The 13,553-nt window shown below is 62.9% G+C and carries 10 protein-coding genes; all 10 read right to left on the bottom strand.

Annotation, left to right across the window (positions count from 1 at the left end):
- Window positions 1-227: 227 nt before the first annotated feature.
- Window positions 228-2,489, bottom strand: coding sequence for a gluconokinase, GntK/IdnK-type (locus tag AR689_RS14995; protein WP_062071399.1), 2,262 nt, complete (start codon window positions 2,487-2,489; stop codon window positions 228-230).
- Window positions 2,479-3,708, bottom strand: a complete 1,230-nt coding sequence (gene manD, locus AR689_RS14990) for a D-mannonate dehydratase ManD (RefSeq protein ID WP_062071397.1) — start codon at window positions 3,706-3,708, stop codon at window positions 2,479-2,481. The genes AR689_RS14995 and manD overlap by 11 nt, the downstream gene beginning before the upstream one ends.
- Window positions 3,709-3,728: 20 nt before the next feature.
- A complete protein-coding gene (locus AR689_RS14985; protein WP_062071395.1) occupies window positions 3,729-5,099 on the bottom strand; it encodes a mannitol dehydrogenase family protein in 1,371 nt (456 codons plus the stop codon).
- A complete protein-coding gene (uxaC, locus tag AR689_RS14980) occupies window positions 5,096-6,502 on the bottom strand; it encodes a glucuronate isomerase (RefSeq protein ID WP_062071393.1) in 1,407 nt (468 codons plus the stop codon). Before uxaC ends, AR689_RS14985 begins: the two co-directional genes overlap by 4 nt.
- 91 nt (window positions 6,503-6,593) lie before the next feature.
- Window positions 6,594-7,640 (bottom strand): LacI family DNA-binding transcriptional regulator, encoded by a 1,047-nt coding sequence (locus tag AR689_RS14975; protein ID WP_062071391.1) that lies wholly within the window; start codon window positions 7,638-7,640, stop codon window positions 6,594-6,596.
- 75 nt (window positions 7,641-7,715) lie between these two features.
- Window positions 7,716-8,882, bottom strand: a complete 1,167-nt coding sequence (locus AR689_RS14970; protein WP_062071388.1) for a Gfo/Idh/MocA family protein — start codon at window positions 8,880-8,882, stop codon at window positions 7,716-7,718.
- Between the two features lie 42 nt (window positions 8,883-8,924).
- Complete coding sequence (locus tag AR689_RS14965; RefSeq protein WP_062071386.1) at window positions 8,925-9,761, bottom strand: sugar phosphate isomerase/epimerase family protein; 837 nt, start codon at window positions 9,759-9,761, stop codon at window positions 8,925-8,927.
- Window positions 9,762-9,847: 86 nt separating this feature from the next.
- A complete protein-coding gene (locus AR689_RS14960) occupies window positions 9,848-10,735 on the bottom strand; it encodes an ATP-binding cassette domain-containing protein (protein WP_062071384.1) in 888 nt (295 codons plus the stop codon).
- Window positions 10,732-12,612, bottom strand: a complete 1,881-nt coding sequence (locus tag AR689_RS14955; RefSeq protein WP_062071383.1) for a dipeptide/oligopeptide/nickel ABC transporter permease/ATP-binding protein — start codon at window positions 12,610-12,612, stop codon at window positions 10,732-10,734. The genes AR689_RS14960 and AR689_RS14955 overlap by 4 nt, the downstream gene beginning before the upstream one ends.
- On the bottom strand, window positions 12,609-13,550 hold the full coding sequence (locus AR689_RS14950) for an ABC transporter permease (protein WP_026542293.1): 942 nt from the start codon (window positions 13,548-13,550) through the stop codon (window positions 12,609-12,611). The genes AR689_RS14955 and AR689_RS14950 overlap by 4 nt, the downstream gene beginning before the upstream one ends.
- Window positions 13,551-13,553: the final 3 nt, after the last annotated feature.

Genomic DNA, 13,553 nt, shown 5'->3' with positions numbered 1-13,553 from the left:
GTGGGCTGGGGTGCGGCACATGCCACTGAAAGGTGGTGCGACTGCCATTGTGAACGCTAACAATACCGTCGGTCAAGTGCCGTGGATCACGAAATGATTGCGGCCTAAAACTCCTCCCAACGCTCTTGACGTGAAACGTTGTTAGCGTTCACAATGGACTGCTTCACACCGCGAACACAAAAAGGCCCGGCACCGCCTTGTGGGCGGTGCCGGGCCGACGCCTCAGCTCAGAGGCGGGTGTCGAACGAATCGCAGAAGACGTTCTGGTTGAACGTTCCCTGGAACTCGGACATGCCTTGGATCTTTTGGATGGTTGCTCGGATAGCCTCGCGCGTCGCCGCGTGTGCGTGAATGACGGTCCTGATCATGGGTACGTCGATCAAGTGGTTCGGTTGGTTCAGTGAGACAAACACCGTGGGAACCTCCGTGGCATACCAAGGAATCTCGGGCGCCATCGGCGAGGACCACTTGATCCGAAGTGAAGCCTCCTGCGCAAAGCCCTTCACATTGGCAAACACGAAGGCTGCGTCGTAGCGCTCCGCGTAATCGCCCGTGGCTTCTTCGGACAGGACCCGCATGAAGTTCATGCCGGCTTCTCCTGCGGCTTCGCGCTGCTCGGCGGTCTTGAACACACTGACCTCAAAACCTGCTGCTTCCAGCTCTTCCCGGACGGTGTCCAGATACGCGAGCGGGTCAGCCCGCGTGAAGTCGGCGCCACCGGAGATGCCGTAGAGACGGATCCGCGGATGCGTTTGAGCTGAGATGGGCAAGTTACCAGCAGTATCCTTCACCAGGGTGACGGTCTTATCCGCCACCTCGGCGGCGATTTCACGGTGGGCTTCGCTGCCGATGACGGCCAAGGCCTCGGCCGCCGGAACCAACGACTCCCGGGAAGCGAGGTGCAGACCGAGGCTCGCCTTCAAGCCAAGAATCCGCCGCAAGGCATCCTGCAAACGCCCTTCGGTGATCACGCCGGACTTGTAGCCGTCCAGCATGTACCCGAAGTCCTCCTCGGGATTCCTGAAGAACAGGAACATGTCACAGCCGGCCGCGATGGTGGCCGGCACCAGGTCCCGACGCTTCATGGCCTGCGTCAGGCCCACCATCAAGGAAGCGTCCGTGAGGACCAACCCGTTGAAGCCGAGCTCGCCCCGCAGCAGGTCCTGCAGCAGTTCCGGAGCCAGCGTTGCGGGCAATACCTCGGAATCCGCCAGGCCGGGACGGAAATGCCGGGATACCTCCGGCGCACCGATGTGACCCACCATGATGGACTGCACGCCGTGCCCGATCATCTCGCGGTACACGTGCCCGTAGCTCTTGTTCCACTGGTCATAGCCAAGAGTGTTGTAGGAGGTGACCACGTGTTGATCGCGCTCATCGATACCGTCACCAGGGAAGTGCTTCATGGCGCAGACAGTAGGTGACTCGCTGATGCCGTCGAAGTACTCTTTGGCCCGTTCCACCACAACGTCCGGGGTGTTGCCGAAAGCCCGCGTGGAGATGACCGTGTTCCGCCAGTTGTAGTGGATGTCCACGATCGGCGCGAAGGCCCAGTTACAGCCCAGCGCAGCAGTTTCAACGCCGGCCACCTGGCCCATCTGCCGGGCAATATTCTGATCGGGGTGCGAACCGGCCTGCAGGTGGGTGGACACGAAGGTGCCATCGTCACAGCTGCCGGCCCCACCCATTTCAGGGTTGGACGCAATCAGCAACGGGATCCGGGTTTTGGACTGGGCGTAACGGATGTGCTCCTGCACGGCCGACGACGGACCGGGACGGTAGCGCATGCCGCCCACGTGGAAGTTCTCCAGCACGCCATCGAGGTACGCCGGCGAGTAGTCATTGTTGTGGTTGATGAAGAGCTGGCCGATCTTCTCTTCCAGCGTCATGGAGCCGATGGTCGCCTCCACCCACTCCACCGCAGCGTCGTCGAGGTTGAACGGGGCCGCTGTGAGGTCCACAAGGAACGGACCCTTGCCGCTCAGTCCCAAGCCCACTTCCGACACGATGTCCTCCACGGATTGGGCAATGTCCACAACCACCCCGCCTTCGTCGTCCTGCAACGGTTCCAGTGTTGCCAGTTGCGAATCCAGCAGCGAGGCCGGCATGAAATGGCCGGGCCGCGCGTTCACGCGCTCATGCAACAGGTCACGGGTCCCGTGGAGGTGCACGAAGATCACCGACGGATCGGCGCTGCGGATGATGTCCCGGTACGAGCGTTTGAGCGCGCTGCACGCGATCACCAGAGCAGAGTCCGACGCCGGGAATCGCCTGCCGATTTCGGCCAACCACGGTGCGCGGTCGTCGTCGTTCAGCGGAGTACCGGAGGCCATCTTGTCGATGTTCGCCTGGGGGTGCAGCGAATCGCCGTCGAGAAATTCAGCACCAAACCGCTCGGCGAGCGCGGCACCTATGGTACTTTTGCCGCAGCCGGCCACCCCCATGACCACGATGTGGTGGCGAGCACCAGAATCCGATTTACCAGTCATGAACCGTGCCGTCCACGAGGCGGTTGTACGGCAGGTAGGCCTGCTGGTACGGGAAGGCAGCGGCGGCTTCTTCGTTGAATTCGACGCCGATGCCGGGTTCGTCGCCGGGGTGCAGGTAGCCGTCCTTGAAGGTCATGGACTGCTGGAAGACCTCGTTGGTCTTGTCCGAGTGCTGCATGTATTCCTGGATGCCGTAGTTGTGGATGGCCAGGCCCACGTGGAGCTGGGCGGCGAAACCTACCGGCGAAATATCGGTGGGTCCGTGGAAGCCGGACTTGATCTGGTACTGGGCCGCGAAGTCCATGACCTTCTTCAGCGGGGAAATGCCGCCGAAGTGGGTGGATGCTGCGCGAACGTAGTCGATCAGCTGTTCTTTGATGAGGGTCTGGAAGTCGAACACGGTGTTGAAGATTTCACCAATGGCCAGCGGGGTGGTGGTGTGCTGGCGGACCAGGCGCAGGCCTTCCTGGTTCTCGGCCGGGGTGCAGTCTTCCAGCCAGAAGAGGTCGTACGGTTCCAGGGCTTTGCCGAGTTTGGCGGCCTGGATGGGCGTCATGCGGTGGTGGCCGTCGTGCAGCAGCGGGATTTCCGGGCCGAACTCGTTCCGGACGGCTTCAAACACGGTGGGCAGGTGGCGCAGGTAGGCGCGGGTATCCCAGTCCTCTTCTTGCGGGAACGCGCCACGACCGGCGGGCTCGTAGTCATAGCGTTCACCCGAGGCCTGTGCCTGCGCGGCAACACCGTACACGGCTTTGATGCCGGGGATGGCGGTCTGGATGCGGATGGACTTGTAGCCCAGTTCCAGGTGCTCACGAACGGAGTCGAACAGTGAGGGAATGTCCGCGCCGGACGCGTGGCCGTAGGCCCGCAAACCGTTGCGGGAAGCGCCACCCAACAGCTGGTACACCGGCATCCCGGCGATCTTGCCCTTGATGTCCCACAGCGCCATGTCGACGGCGGCAATCGCCGCCATGGTCACGGGGCCACGGCGCCAGTATGAGCTGCGGTAGAGGAACTGCCACGTGTCCTCGATCCGGTGCGGATCCTTGCCGATGAGCAGCTGGGCTACATGTTCCTTGAGGTACGCGGCGACGGCCAGTTCACGGCCATTGAGCGTGGCGTCACCAATGCCGGTGACACCGTCCTCCGTGGTGATGCGCAAAGTAACGAAGTTACGGGACGGGCTGGTCACAAAGACATCAGCGGCAATGATTTTCACAGCTTTTCCTTTCGGGAGGTCTAGTTTGGATTACCGGCAACGGCAATCGGTTGCGCGAGGTTTGCGAATTCGAGACTGAGCTTGTGGACGAGCTCAACTACCGCGGAATCCCGGGCGAACTCAGCATCCAGCAACGCTACGAGGGCAGCGATGCGCTCAGAGCCCACCTCTTTGTTGGCCACGGCCACTGCCTCCGATTGCGGGTCCTGCAGTCCGGGGTTTGAGTCCACGTACGCGGCCCACGCCGCAATCATCCGGGCTGCGCCCTCGCCACTCCGGCCCGCCGCACGCTCAGCCCGGAGCACGGGGACGGCCCGCATCCGGAGTTTAGTGCTGGCATCCATGGCGATTTGGGCCAAGTGGTGGGCGATCCGCGAGTTACCGAAGCGGTCCAGCAAGGCGGCCCTGTACTCAGGAATGCGCAGATCGTCGCCGGCAAGGTGGCGGGATGCTTCATCCCAGAACTCCTCCACGGCTTGCAAGCACAAGGGATCAGCCAGCGCTTCGGCAACAGTGGTGTGTCCACGGAGCTGTCCGGCGTAAGCCAGGATGGAGTGTGCGCCGTTGAGGAGCCAGAGCTTCCGGTTCTCGTAAGGCTCTATGTGGTCCACGAAGAGCGCGCCGGCGTCCTCCCAGCGGGGGCGCCCGGCAGGGAAGTCGCCGCTGAGCGCCCAGTTGCGGAAGGGCTCGGCCACCACCGGTGCTTCATCCCGGTAGCCGCACTTGCGGGCCACCAGCTGAACGTCGTCGGCGGTGGTGCGCGGGGTGATCCTGTCCACTGAGGTGCTCACGAAACTGACATTGGCGTCAATCCAGTCCGCCAGTCCGGCGTCCACCTCCCGGGCAAGGTTCGCTACGGCATGGCGCGCGACGTTGCCGTTGTCCGAGAGGTTGTCGCAGGAGACCACGGCGAGGGGACCGGCGTCGGCGTCCCTGCGGGCGGCGAGGCCGCGGACCAGACGCCCCAACGGCGTCGTGGGCTTTTCGCCGGCACGCAGCAGCGTCACGTCGTCCGCGCCAAACCCGTAGGCGGCCTCGGTGATGGTCAGCGTGACCACAGCGGTTTGGGGTGCCGCTACCAGTTCGACCAAGCGCTGCACATCGGCGCCATCCACGGCTTCCACGATGCTGCCCACAACCTCGAACGAATCCCCCGCATCGGAGCGCTCCACAAGGGTGAACAGTCCGTCTTGCGCGGCCAGAACCTCGGCGGCGTCCGGGCGGCGACCAGTGAAGGAGGCAATGCCCCACTCCCCCGCGTCGCCGGCGTGCTGCGTGTACCAGGCCTGGTGCGAACGGTGGAAGGCTCCCAGGCCCAGGTGCACCATGCGCACGGGAGCTTTGGGGGCGGGCGCAACGTCACGGCCCAGGCGGGGCATTTCGGCGGTCATAGCTTGAACACCCTGCGGGGCGAGGAATCGACGACGTCGAGGATCAGCTCGTGCGCCCGGTCTTCAGTAACGCGGTGCTCGGCTACAAGGCGCGCGAGGAAGGACGCTTCGATCCTCCGGGAGGCGTCGTGCCGCGCGGGGATGGAGCAGAAGGCGCGGGTGTCATCGATGAAGCCGGAGGACCGCGAGAAGCCGGCGGTTTCCGTCACTGCGGAGCGGAAGCGCAACATGGCATCCGGTGCATCGAGGAACCACCACGGTGCGCCGATGTACACGGACGGGTAGAAGCCGGCCAATGGAGCGAGTTCACGGGAGAAGACGGTCTCATCGAGGGTGAAGAGCACCAGGTGGAAATCCTTGGCCGTGCCGAAGTCCTGCAGCAACGGACGGATGGCCTCGGTGTAGTTCACGGCGAACGGAATGTCGTGACCGGTGTCGGCGCCGAAGGACTCGAAAGTTGGGCCATGGTGGTTCCGGAAGGAGCCCGGGTGGATGGTCATGACCAATCCATCCGCCACTGACATGCGTGCCATCTGGTACATCATGTGGGCCTCGAACGCATCGCGGTCAGCAGCTGTGGCCTTGCCCGCCCGGGCCTTTTCAAAGAGCGCTTCCGCATCCGCCGCATCCAGTTTGAGGGTGGCCGGCGTGCGGACGCCGTGGTCCGCCGATACCGCGCCATGCTCCACAAAATAACGACGGCGGTTCTCAAGCGCCGCAATATAGCCCGCGTAGCCGGTGGCACCGTCGCCTGCGGTTTCCATCAAGCGGTCAACATTGCTGCTCCACTGCGGATGCGCCACGTTCAGGTAGGCATCCGGGCGGAACGTGGGGAGCACGCGGCCATTGAAGCTGGGGTCCTCGCTGAGGGCCTTGTGGCTGGCCAGGTTATCCAGGGGATCGTCGGTGGTGGCCAGGACCTCAATGTTGAAGTCCTTGAAGAGCTGCCGGGGACGGAAGTCCGGCTCCACCAGCTTGGCGGCAATCGCGTCGTAGCTGGCGTCGGAAGGCATCTCACTGAGGTCTGCACCGAGTTTGAAGACATCGTTGAACTGGGTGCGCAGCCAGTATCCGGAGGCTGTTCCCTCGAACAGTGGCCAGGCCTGGACAAACTGCCTCCAGATCTCCCGGGACTCGGGAGCGGACGCCGCGCCGGTCAGCAACTGATCCATCGAAACACCATTGGCGTGGATCAGGCGGGTGACGTAGTGGTCCGGACTGACCAGGAGTGCCGCGGGGTCGGGGAACGGCGTGTTCTGTTCGATGACAGCGGCGTCAACGTGGCCGTGGGGAGAAATGATGGGCAGGTCCTGGACGCGCTCCAGCAAGGACCGCGCGATGCTGCGCGTCCCGGGATCTGCGGGCAGGAGCCTGTCAGGGTGTGCGGCAATGGACTGTGACATAGGTCAATCTTGCGTTCCGGCTCACCTTTTGTCAACCGGTTGCCAAATATTGCCACCCTGTTGCATTCTGCGATGCAACAGGCTGCTGAGGTCAGGCGAGGAGGCGACCGCTGGACCCTCGCACCACGAGTTCCGTTTCCACGCGAACAGCCTCGCCCGGCGCCTCGTGGCCCTGCAGCATATCCAGGAGGATGGTCACGGCGCGGGTGCCGCACTCCCCCAAGGGTGAGCGCACTGTGGTCAATGCGGGAGTGGTGAAATCGGCGCCAAAAATGTCATCGAACCCCACAATGCTGATCTGGTCCGGGACACTCATCCCGCCAGCCTGCAGTTCCTGCATCAAGCCGATAGCCAGGAGGTCGTTGTAGGTGATCACCGCCGTCGCGCCGCTTTCCAGGACGTCGCGCGCAACCTGCCGGCCACCGTCGACCGTTGGTTTGGATGATTCGAGGCGCACCGCGCTGAGCTTGGACCATTCAGCGGCAGCTTTGACGCCTTCCCAACGGCGGCCCGTCATCCAGGACCGCGCCGGCCCGGCGACGTACGCAAGCTTTTCGTGGCCGTTGGCGGCCAAGCTGCGAACAGCTTCGCTGATGCCCTTGTTGACGTCAGGGACGACGCACGGAACGCCGGAAATTTCACGGTTAATGACGGCCACAGGCTTGTCCGCAGCCAAGGCCCGGATCTGGTCATCGTCCATGCGGGGGCTGGCCAGGATGAGGCCATCCACGGTGCTCAGCAGGCGTCGGGCCGCCGTTACTTCCGTCTCCGGTGACTCCGCGGACTCGGCCAGAACAAGGGTGTAATCGCGGGCGGATCCTGTGGTTTCCGCGCCGCGGATGATGTCAAAGAAGGTGGGGTTGGTGATGTCCGCGACGATCAATCCGATGGTCTGGGTGCGGCCGGTGGGGAGGGCCCGGGCGAATGGATTCACCTGGTAGTTCAGCTCCGCCGCAGCATCCTCAATGATCTTCTGCGTCTTGGCGCTCACGCGGCCCGGCTTACTCAGGGCGCGGGACACCGTAGAGGGATTCACGCCCGCGAGCTTCGCGATGTCGTAAATCGTGGCAGAAGACTTCTCACCCCGGCCTCGTTTGGTGGGGGTGGTTGCTGCTCCGGTGCTCGTCAGGTCAGTCACCGCTCCATCGTAGACCGCATGGCAACAAAACAAGCCGGTTGCCATCCTTTAATGATGGCAACCGGCCCACTCTGCTTAGGAACGCTCGGAGAACTTTCCTTCTTCCGCAATGCGCTTGTTGAGCTCCTGCAGGAATTCATCCTCATCAAAGTCCAAGGACACTTCCTTGCCGGTCCAGCTGGAAAGGTGGATGGCGTTGGCCAGACGAACACCGTTGATACCGTCAGAGCCCGGAGCAAGGAGCGGCGTGCCGTCCAGAATGTTGGCGGCAAAGTTCTCCAGGACGCCGGCGTGCTGGCCACCCCATACAGACTCGAACTCGATGGTTTCGGTGCTGTACAGCTCTTCGCGGTTCAGCTGGCCCATGAAGAGCTTGCGGACGTCGTCCATGCCCATGGAATCGCTGATGTCGCGCTCAGGCTTCACCAGCCGGGTGACGGTTGCTACCTTGCTGTTTTCCACCACGATCTTGCCTTGGTCGCCCAGGATTTCGAACCTGTCGGTTCCCACGATGTCGTGGGTGGCTGTCACGAAAACTCCAGTGGCGCCGTCGCCATAATCCACCACTGCGGTGACTTCATCCTCGACGGCGATGTCGCGGCGGAAGCCGTACGCCACCTTCGAATACACGGACTGGGGGACGCCACAAATCCACTGCCACAGATCCAGCTGGTGCGGTGCCTGGTTGACCAGGACACCGCCGCCCTCGCCGCCCCACGTAGCCCGCCACTCGCTGGAGTTGTAGTAGCCCTGCGGACGCCACCAGTTGGTGATGATCCAGTTGGAGCGGCGGATCTTGCCGATCTCGCCGTTATCAACGATTTCCTTGAGCTTCTTGTACAGCGGGTTGTTGCGCTGGTTGAACATGATGCCGAAGGAAAGTTCCGGCTTGGAGGCGGCGAACTCGTTCAGCTCCTTGACTTGCTTGGTGTAGACGCCGGCGGGCTTCTCCACGAGCGCGTGGATGTTGCGCCTGAGGGTTTCGATCCCCATCTCCGGGTGCAGGAAGTGCGGCACGCAGGTGACGATCGCGTCTACGGAGCCGCTTTCAAGCAGGGCAATGTAGTCGTCGTAGAACGGGACATCCGGGTACAGCGAGGCTGCGAGTTCCTTCTTGGCAGGATCAACATCGCAGATTGCGCCGATCTCCATATTGGGCACCAGGCCGTCCGTGATGAACTTGGCGTAGGTGCCGCCTTGCTGGCCCAGGCCGATGATGCCGAGGCGTACTTTCTTGCTCATGAATGCAATCTCCTGTGGTGAGAACCGGGAAGTGGCTGAAATCTAGAAAAGGTCCGCGTGGCCCATGGCCACCAAGTTGTCGTACGAGGTTTGGAGTGCGTCCCACACGGTCCGCCCATACAGCTCGTCCTGCTCCACCAAGAGGTACCTGGCACCTGCAGCGACGGCGGCCGGAATGATGGCGGGGAAGTCCAGGTTGCCCTCGCCCACTTCGGCGAACTGCACCACGTTGCGGAACTCCGCCATGAACCCGGGGAAGTCACCCTTCTCCAGGAGCCCGAAGGACGATTCCGGCATCTGACCGATCCTGTAATCCTTGAGGTGCACCATGGCAGTATTGCCGGCGTACTTTTCAAGGGTCCGCACGGGATCGAGGCCACCGCGCTGAACCCAGTGCACGTCGATCTCCATGCCCATGGCCGGGGAGTTGTCGGCGATGATGTCCAGCATGTATTTGCCGTCGAACTTCGCGAACTCGATGTGGTGGTTGTGGTAGTACAAGCTGATGCCGTGTTCCTGGAGCCGTTCGGCATAACCGTTGGCTTGCTTGGCGAATTCAACCACCGAGTCCAGTGATTTCATGGCCCCGAACGGAAGCATCCCGATGCGGAGCAACGAGCTGTCCAGGCGCTTGGCGTCGTCCACGATCTTGTCGAAGTTGTCAGCCAATGATTCCACGGGCATGCCTTTGCGGCCTTCAATGTTGACCGAAAGCGCGGCGATGTCCATACCCAGCTCGGTGCGGGAGCGGTCCAGCTCGCCCACGTTCTCCGGGGTCATGGGGATCTGGGAAATCTCGACGGCGTTGTAGCCGATCGCGCTGACCTTACGGAGCGTTTCAAACGCCCCGACTTCCGCGAAGCTGTCCTTCAACATCATCGCCTGTACGCCTATTGTGGCCACTTTTTCCTCCGGGGTTTCCGGGCCCTTCCGGACCCTGGATCGGTGATGGGATGCCGGGCTGTTCAGGCCACGGCACCGGCTTGTTCAGTTTGGTTGCGCTGGTTAGCCAGCAGGCGGTGCCTGTCCGCGCGGCGCTTTTCCTGCCGGTCGGGATCCGGCACGGGCGAGGCGAGCAGCAGCCGCTGGGTGTAGGGGTGTTCGGGGTCGCGGGTGACCACCTCGGCGGGGCCTTGTTCCACGATTTCTCCGTGGTACATGACCGCCACGCGGTGGCTGATGTGCCGCACGACGTCGAGGTCGTGGGAGACGAACAGGTACGAAACACCGGTGTCTTTCTGGATCTGCAGGAACAGATCCAGCACGCGGGCCTGGGTGGACAGGTCCAAGGCGCTGACGGGTTCGTCGCAGACAATCAGCTTCGGGGACAAAGCGAGTGCCCGCGCGATCGCCACGCGCTGGCGCTGGCCGCCGCTGAACTCGCGGGGCAGCCGGTGGATCGCGTCAGATGGCAGACCTACTTGGTCCAGCAGTTCGCGGACCCGCTTCTTCGCAGCGGCAGCTTCCATGCCTTGCACGCCCAAAGGCTCCGCCAGGATTTCCCCGATTTCCAGCGCCGGGTTCAGCGAGGTGTACGGGTCCTGGAAAACCACTTGCAGGTCCCGGCTGAGCGTCCGGCGTTCCTTGCGCGAAGCGTTGCTGATGTCGTTGCCTTCGAAGATCACTTTTCCGGCTGTGACCGGCGCCAAGCCCAGGACGGCCCGGCCGAGGGTGGTTTTTCCGGAGCCGGACTCCCCCACCAAGCCCAGGGTCTCGCCCTGGCCGATGGTGATGTTGATGTCCGTCAACGCCCGGAAAGGCTTGGCCCTGAACCGTTTGCTGGGGTACTCCACCACCAGGTTCTCCACGGACAGGAGCGGGGACTGCTGCGATGAGTCAAGGGAGACGCTCATGCCACCGGCTCCTTCTGTGCTGATCCGGACTGTGCTGCTGATCCAGGCTTAGATACCAGCATGGTCATGGGGGTCTTTCCTTCGAGCATGGACCCCAGCAGGGTCTGCGTGTAGGGCTCTTTGGGGTTCCGGAGGATCTCGCGGACGGTGCCTTCTTCCACGAGCCTGCCGTTCTGCATCACGGCCACGCGGTCGCACAGGTCAGCGACAACACCGAAGTTGTGGGTCACCAGGATCACGCCGATGTTGAGCCGTTGCTGAAGCTCACGCAGCAGGTCCAGCACGTCGGCCTGCACAGTGACGTCCAGGGCTGTGGTGGGTTCGTCAGCGATCACCAGGTCCGGTTCGCAGCTGATGGCACCGGCGATCAGCACGCGCTGGGCCATGCCACCGGAGACCTCGTGCGGGTACGCCTCGAAGGTGCGTTCGGGGTTGATGATTCCGACGTCGGTGAGCAGCTTGAGCGCCCGTTGACGGGCTTCTGCCTTGGAGATTCCCAGGACACGGACCATGGGTGTGACCAGCTGGTAGCCGATGGTGAATGCCGGGTCCAGGTTGCTCATGGGTTCCTGTGGAATGTAGGAGATCCGCTTTCCGCGCAGCTTGGACAGCCGTTCCTGGCTGACGCGGTCATCGCCCGGAGCCACGGTGTAGTTGCCGTCGAACTGGATGGAGCCGCCCACAATGCGTGCGTTGTCCGGCAGCAGGCCCAGGATGGAGAACGCGGTCTGGGACTTGCCCGATCCCGATTCGCCCACGATGCCGAGGATTTCGCCGCGGTCCACGTGGAAGGAAACATCGTCCACTACCTTTTTGATGGACCCGTCAGCCTGCGGATATCCGACGCCGAGGTTGGTCACCTTGACCAAGTGGTGTTCGGTTCCGGCGTCGACGGCGGCCACGGACTTCCGTGACTGGCGCGCCTTGGCGGGGTCCGGCGTCGTGCTGTCAGCAGAAGCAAGCGCCCGCTTTTTGCGGTGCTTGATCTTTTCGCCGTCTTCCAGGGCATCGCGGATGGCGTTGCCCAGCAGGACCAGTCCGCCGATGGTGAGCGCCATGGCCAGTGCCGGCCAGAGCAGCAGAATCGGGGTGAGGTAGACGTTCTTGAAGCCTTCGGAGAGCATGACGCCCCACGTGGCTTTGGTGGGATCGCCCAGGCCAAGGAATTCGAGTCCGGACTGGATGGCGATGGCAACACCGGCGATCGCGGCGGTTTGGATGATGATGGGTGCGCGGACCACGGAGAAGATGTGGCGGGCAATGATGCTCAGATCGGACAGGCCGGAGACGCGGGCCGCGTCCACATAGAGCTCGTTCCTCACCGACTGCACGGCGGTGCGGGTCAGGCGGAAGTAGGACGGGCTGATCAGGACACCGAAGGCGATCATGGAGATCCATACCGACGGGCCGAACGCTGCACGGATGGTGAGCAGGACGATCAGGCCGGGCAGGCTCATGAGGATGCTGACCACCCAGTTGGAGACGGCCTCGAATTTGCCTGCGTAGTAACCGGCGATCAGGCCTGCCGGGAGCCCGATGGCAATCGCGACACCGGCACACAGCAGCGCGGACAACAATGTCAGCTGGGCGCCGAAGAGCAGGCGGCTCCAGGTGTCCCGCCCTGCGCTGTCCGTCCCCATGATGTTCACTGAGTCCGGGGCCGCGAGGGTCTTTGAGATGTTGGCGAAGTTCTCTTCGAAAGGCGCGATCACCGGCGCCAGGATGGCCAGCACCGTGATGGTCAGGAGGATCACCAGCGAGGCGATGCCCATGGGATTCTTCAGGAGGCGGCGCATCACGGTGGAACGGACCACCGTGCCGCTCTGGCCGTTGGGGACAGGTGCTGCGAGTGCTGCTGAATCTATGGAGTCGCTCATGAGACACGTACTTTCGGGTTGAGCCAACCATTGAGGATGTCCACCAGGAGGTTCACGACAATGACCACCACCACGGTGTACATCACCACTCCCATAACCACGGGGAGATCGGTTTGGGTAGTTGCGGCCACAGCCAGCGGACCCATTCCCGGGAGGGCGAAAATCTGCTCGATGATCACCACGCCGCCCAGCATGCCGATCAGTTGCAGGCTCAGGACTGTGAGACCCGCAGGTGCAGCGCTGCGGAGCACGTGCTTGAAGAGGATCTCGCGCTCTCCGATGCCACGGCTGCGCAGCGTCCGGACGTAGTCACGCTCCAGCTGCTTGATCACGGCGGAGCGGATCTGCTGGGCACCGCCGGTCACACCGTTGATCAGCAAAGCGATCACCGGCAGGGTCATGGAGTAGACCCAGGCCTCCGGACCCACCTCCGGGGAGATGGTGCTGGTGGCGGGGAAGAAACCCAGCTGGATGGCCAGGATGGTTACCAGGAACACGCCGATCACGTATCCGGGGATGGAGTCCCCCACGATCGCGCCAATCTGGACCACCCTGTCCACCCAGCCGCGCTTCACGGCTGCGGCAACACCAATCAGTGCTGCGCAGATGGCGATCAGGATCATTGCGGTGAAAACCATGGTCATGGTTACCGGGATGCGGGTGGCCAAAGAATTGGCCACCGGCTCCGAGGTGAACCAGGAAGCTCCAAGGTTGCCGGTCAGGGCATCGCCCAACCATGCGAAGTATCGGACAAAGAGCGGCTGATCCAGCCCCAACTCCTGTTCCTTCAAGGCAACCTGTTCAGGTGTTGCCTGGTCCCCCAGGATGTTCTGGGCAATACTTCCGCTGGAGGTGTACAGCAGGGTGAAGGTGAGGACCGAGACGACGAACAACACCACCAAACCGCTGCCCAGTCTTTTCGCAATGAACTTGATCATGGG

It is taken from the genome of Arthrobacter sp. EpRS71 (genome assembly GCF_001512285.1).
Lineage (GTDB): Bacteria > Actinomycetota > Actinomycetes > Actinomycetales > Micrococcaceae > Arthrobacter.
The sequence above is the reverse complement of the archived record's forward strand: the minus strand, read 5'-3'. Positions and strand labels throughout refer to the sequence as shown.

Excerpts from the sequence above, each read along its gene's own strand:
- AR689_RS14995 (WP_062071399.1), bottom strand. The coding sequence starts at position 2,489 with ATGACTGGTAAATCGGATTCTGGTGCTCGCCACCACATCGTGGTCATG.
- AR689_RS14985 (WP_062071395.1), bottom strand. The coding sequence starts at position 5,099 with ATGACCGCCGAAATGCCCCGCCTGGGCCGTGACGTTGCGCCCGCCCCC.
- uxaC (WP_062071393.1), bottom strand. The coding sequence starts at position 6,502 with ATGTCACAGTCCATTGCCGCACACCCTGACAGGCTCCTGCCCGCAGAT.
- AR689_RS14970 (WP_062071388.1), bottom strand. The coding sequence starts at position 8,882 with ATGAGCAAGAAAGTACGCCTCGGCATCATCGGCCTGGGCCAGCAAGGC.
- AR689_RS14965 (WP_062071386.1), bottom strand. The coding sequence starts at position 9,761 with ATGATGTTGAAGGACAGCTTCGCGGAAGTCGGGGCGTTTGAAACGCTC.
- AR689_RS14960 (WP_062071384.1), bottom strand. The coding sequence starts at position 10,735 with ATGAGCGTCTCCCTTGACTCATCGCAGCAGTCCCCGCTCCTGTCCGTG.
- AR689_RS14955 (WP_062071383.1), bottom strand. The coding sequence starts at position 12,612 with ATGAGCGACTCCATAGATTCAGCAGCACTCGCAGCACCTGTCCCCAAC.
- AR689_RS14950 (WP_026542293.1), bottom strand. The coding sequence starts at position 13,550 with ATGATCAAGTTCATTGCGAAAAGACTGGGCAGCGGTTTGGTGGTGTTG.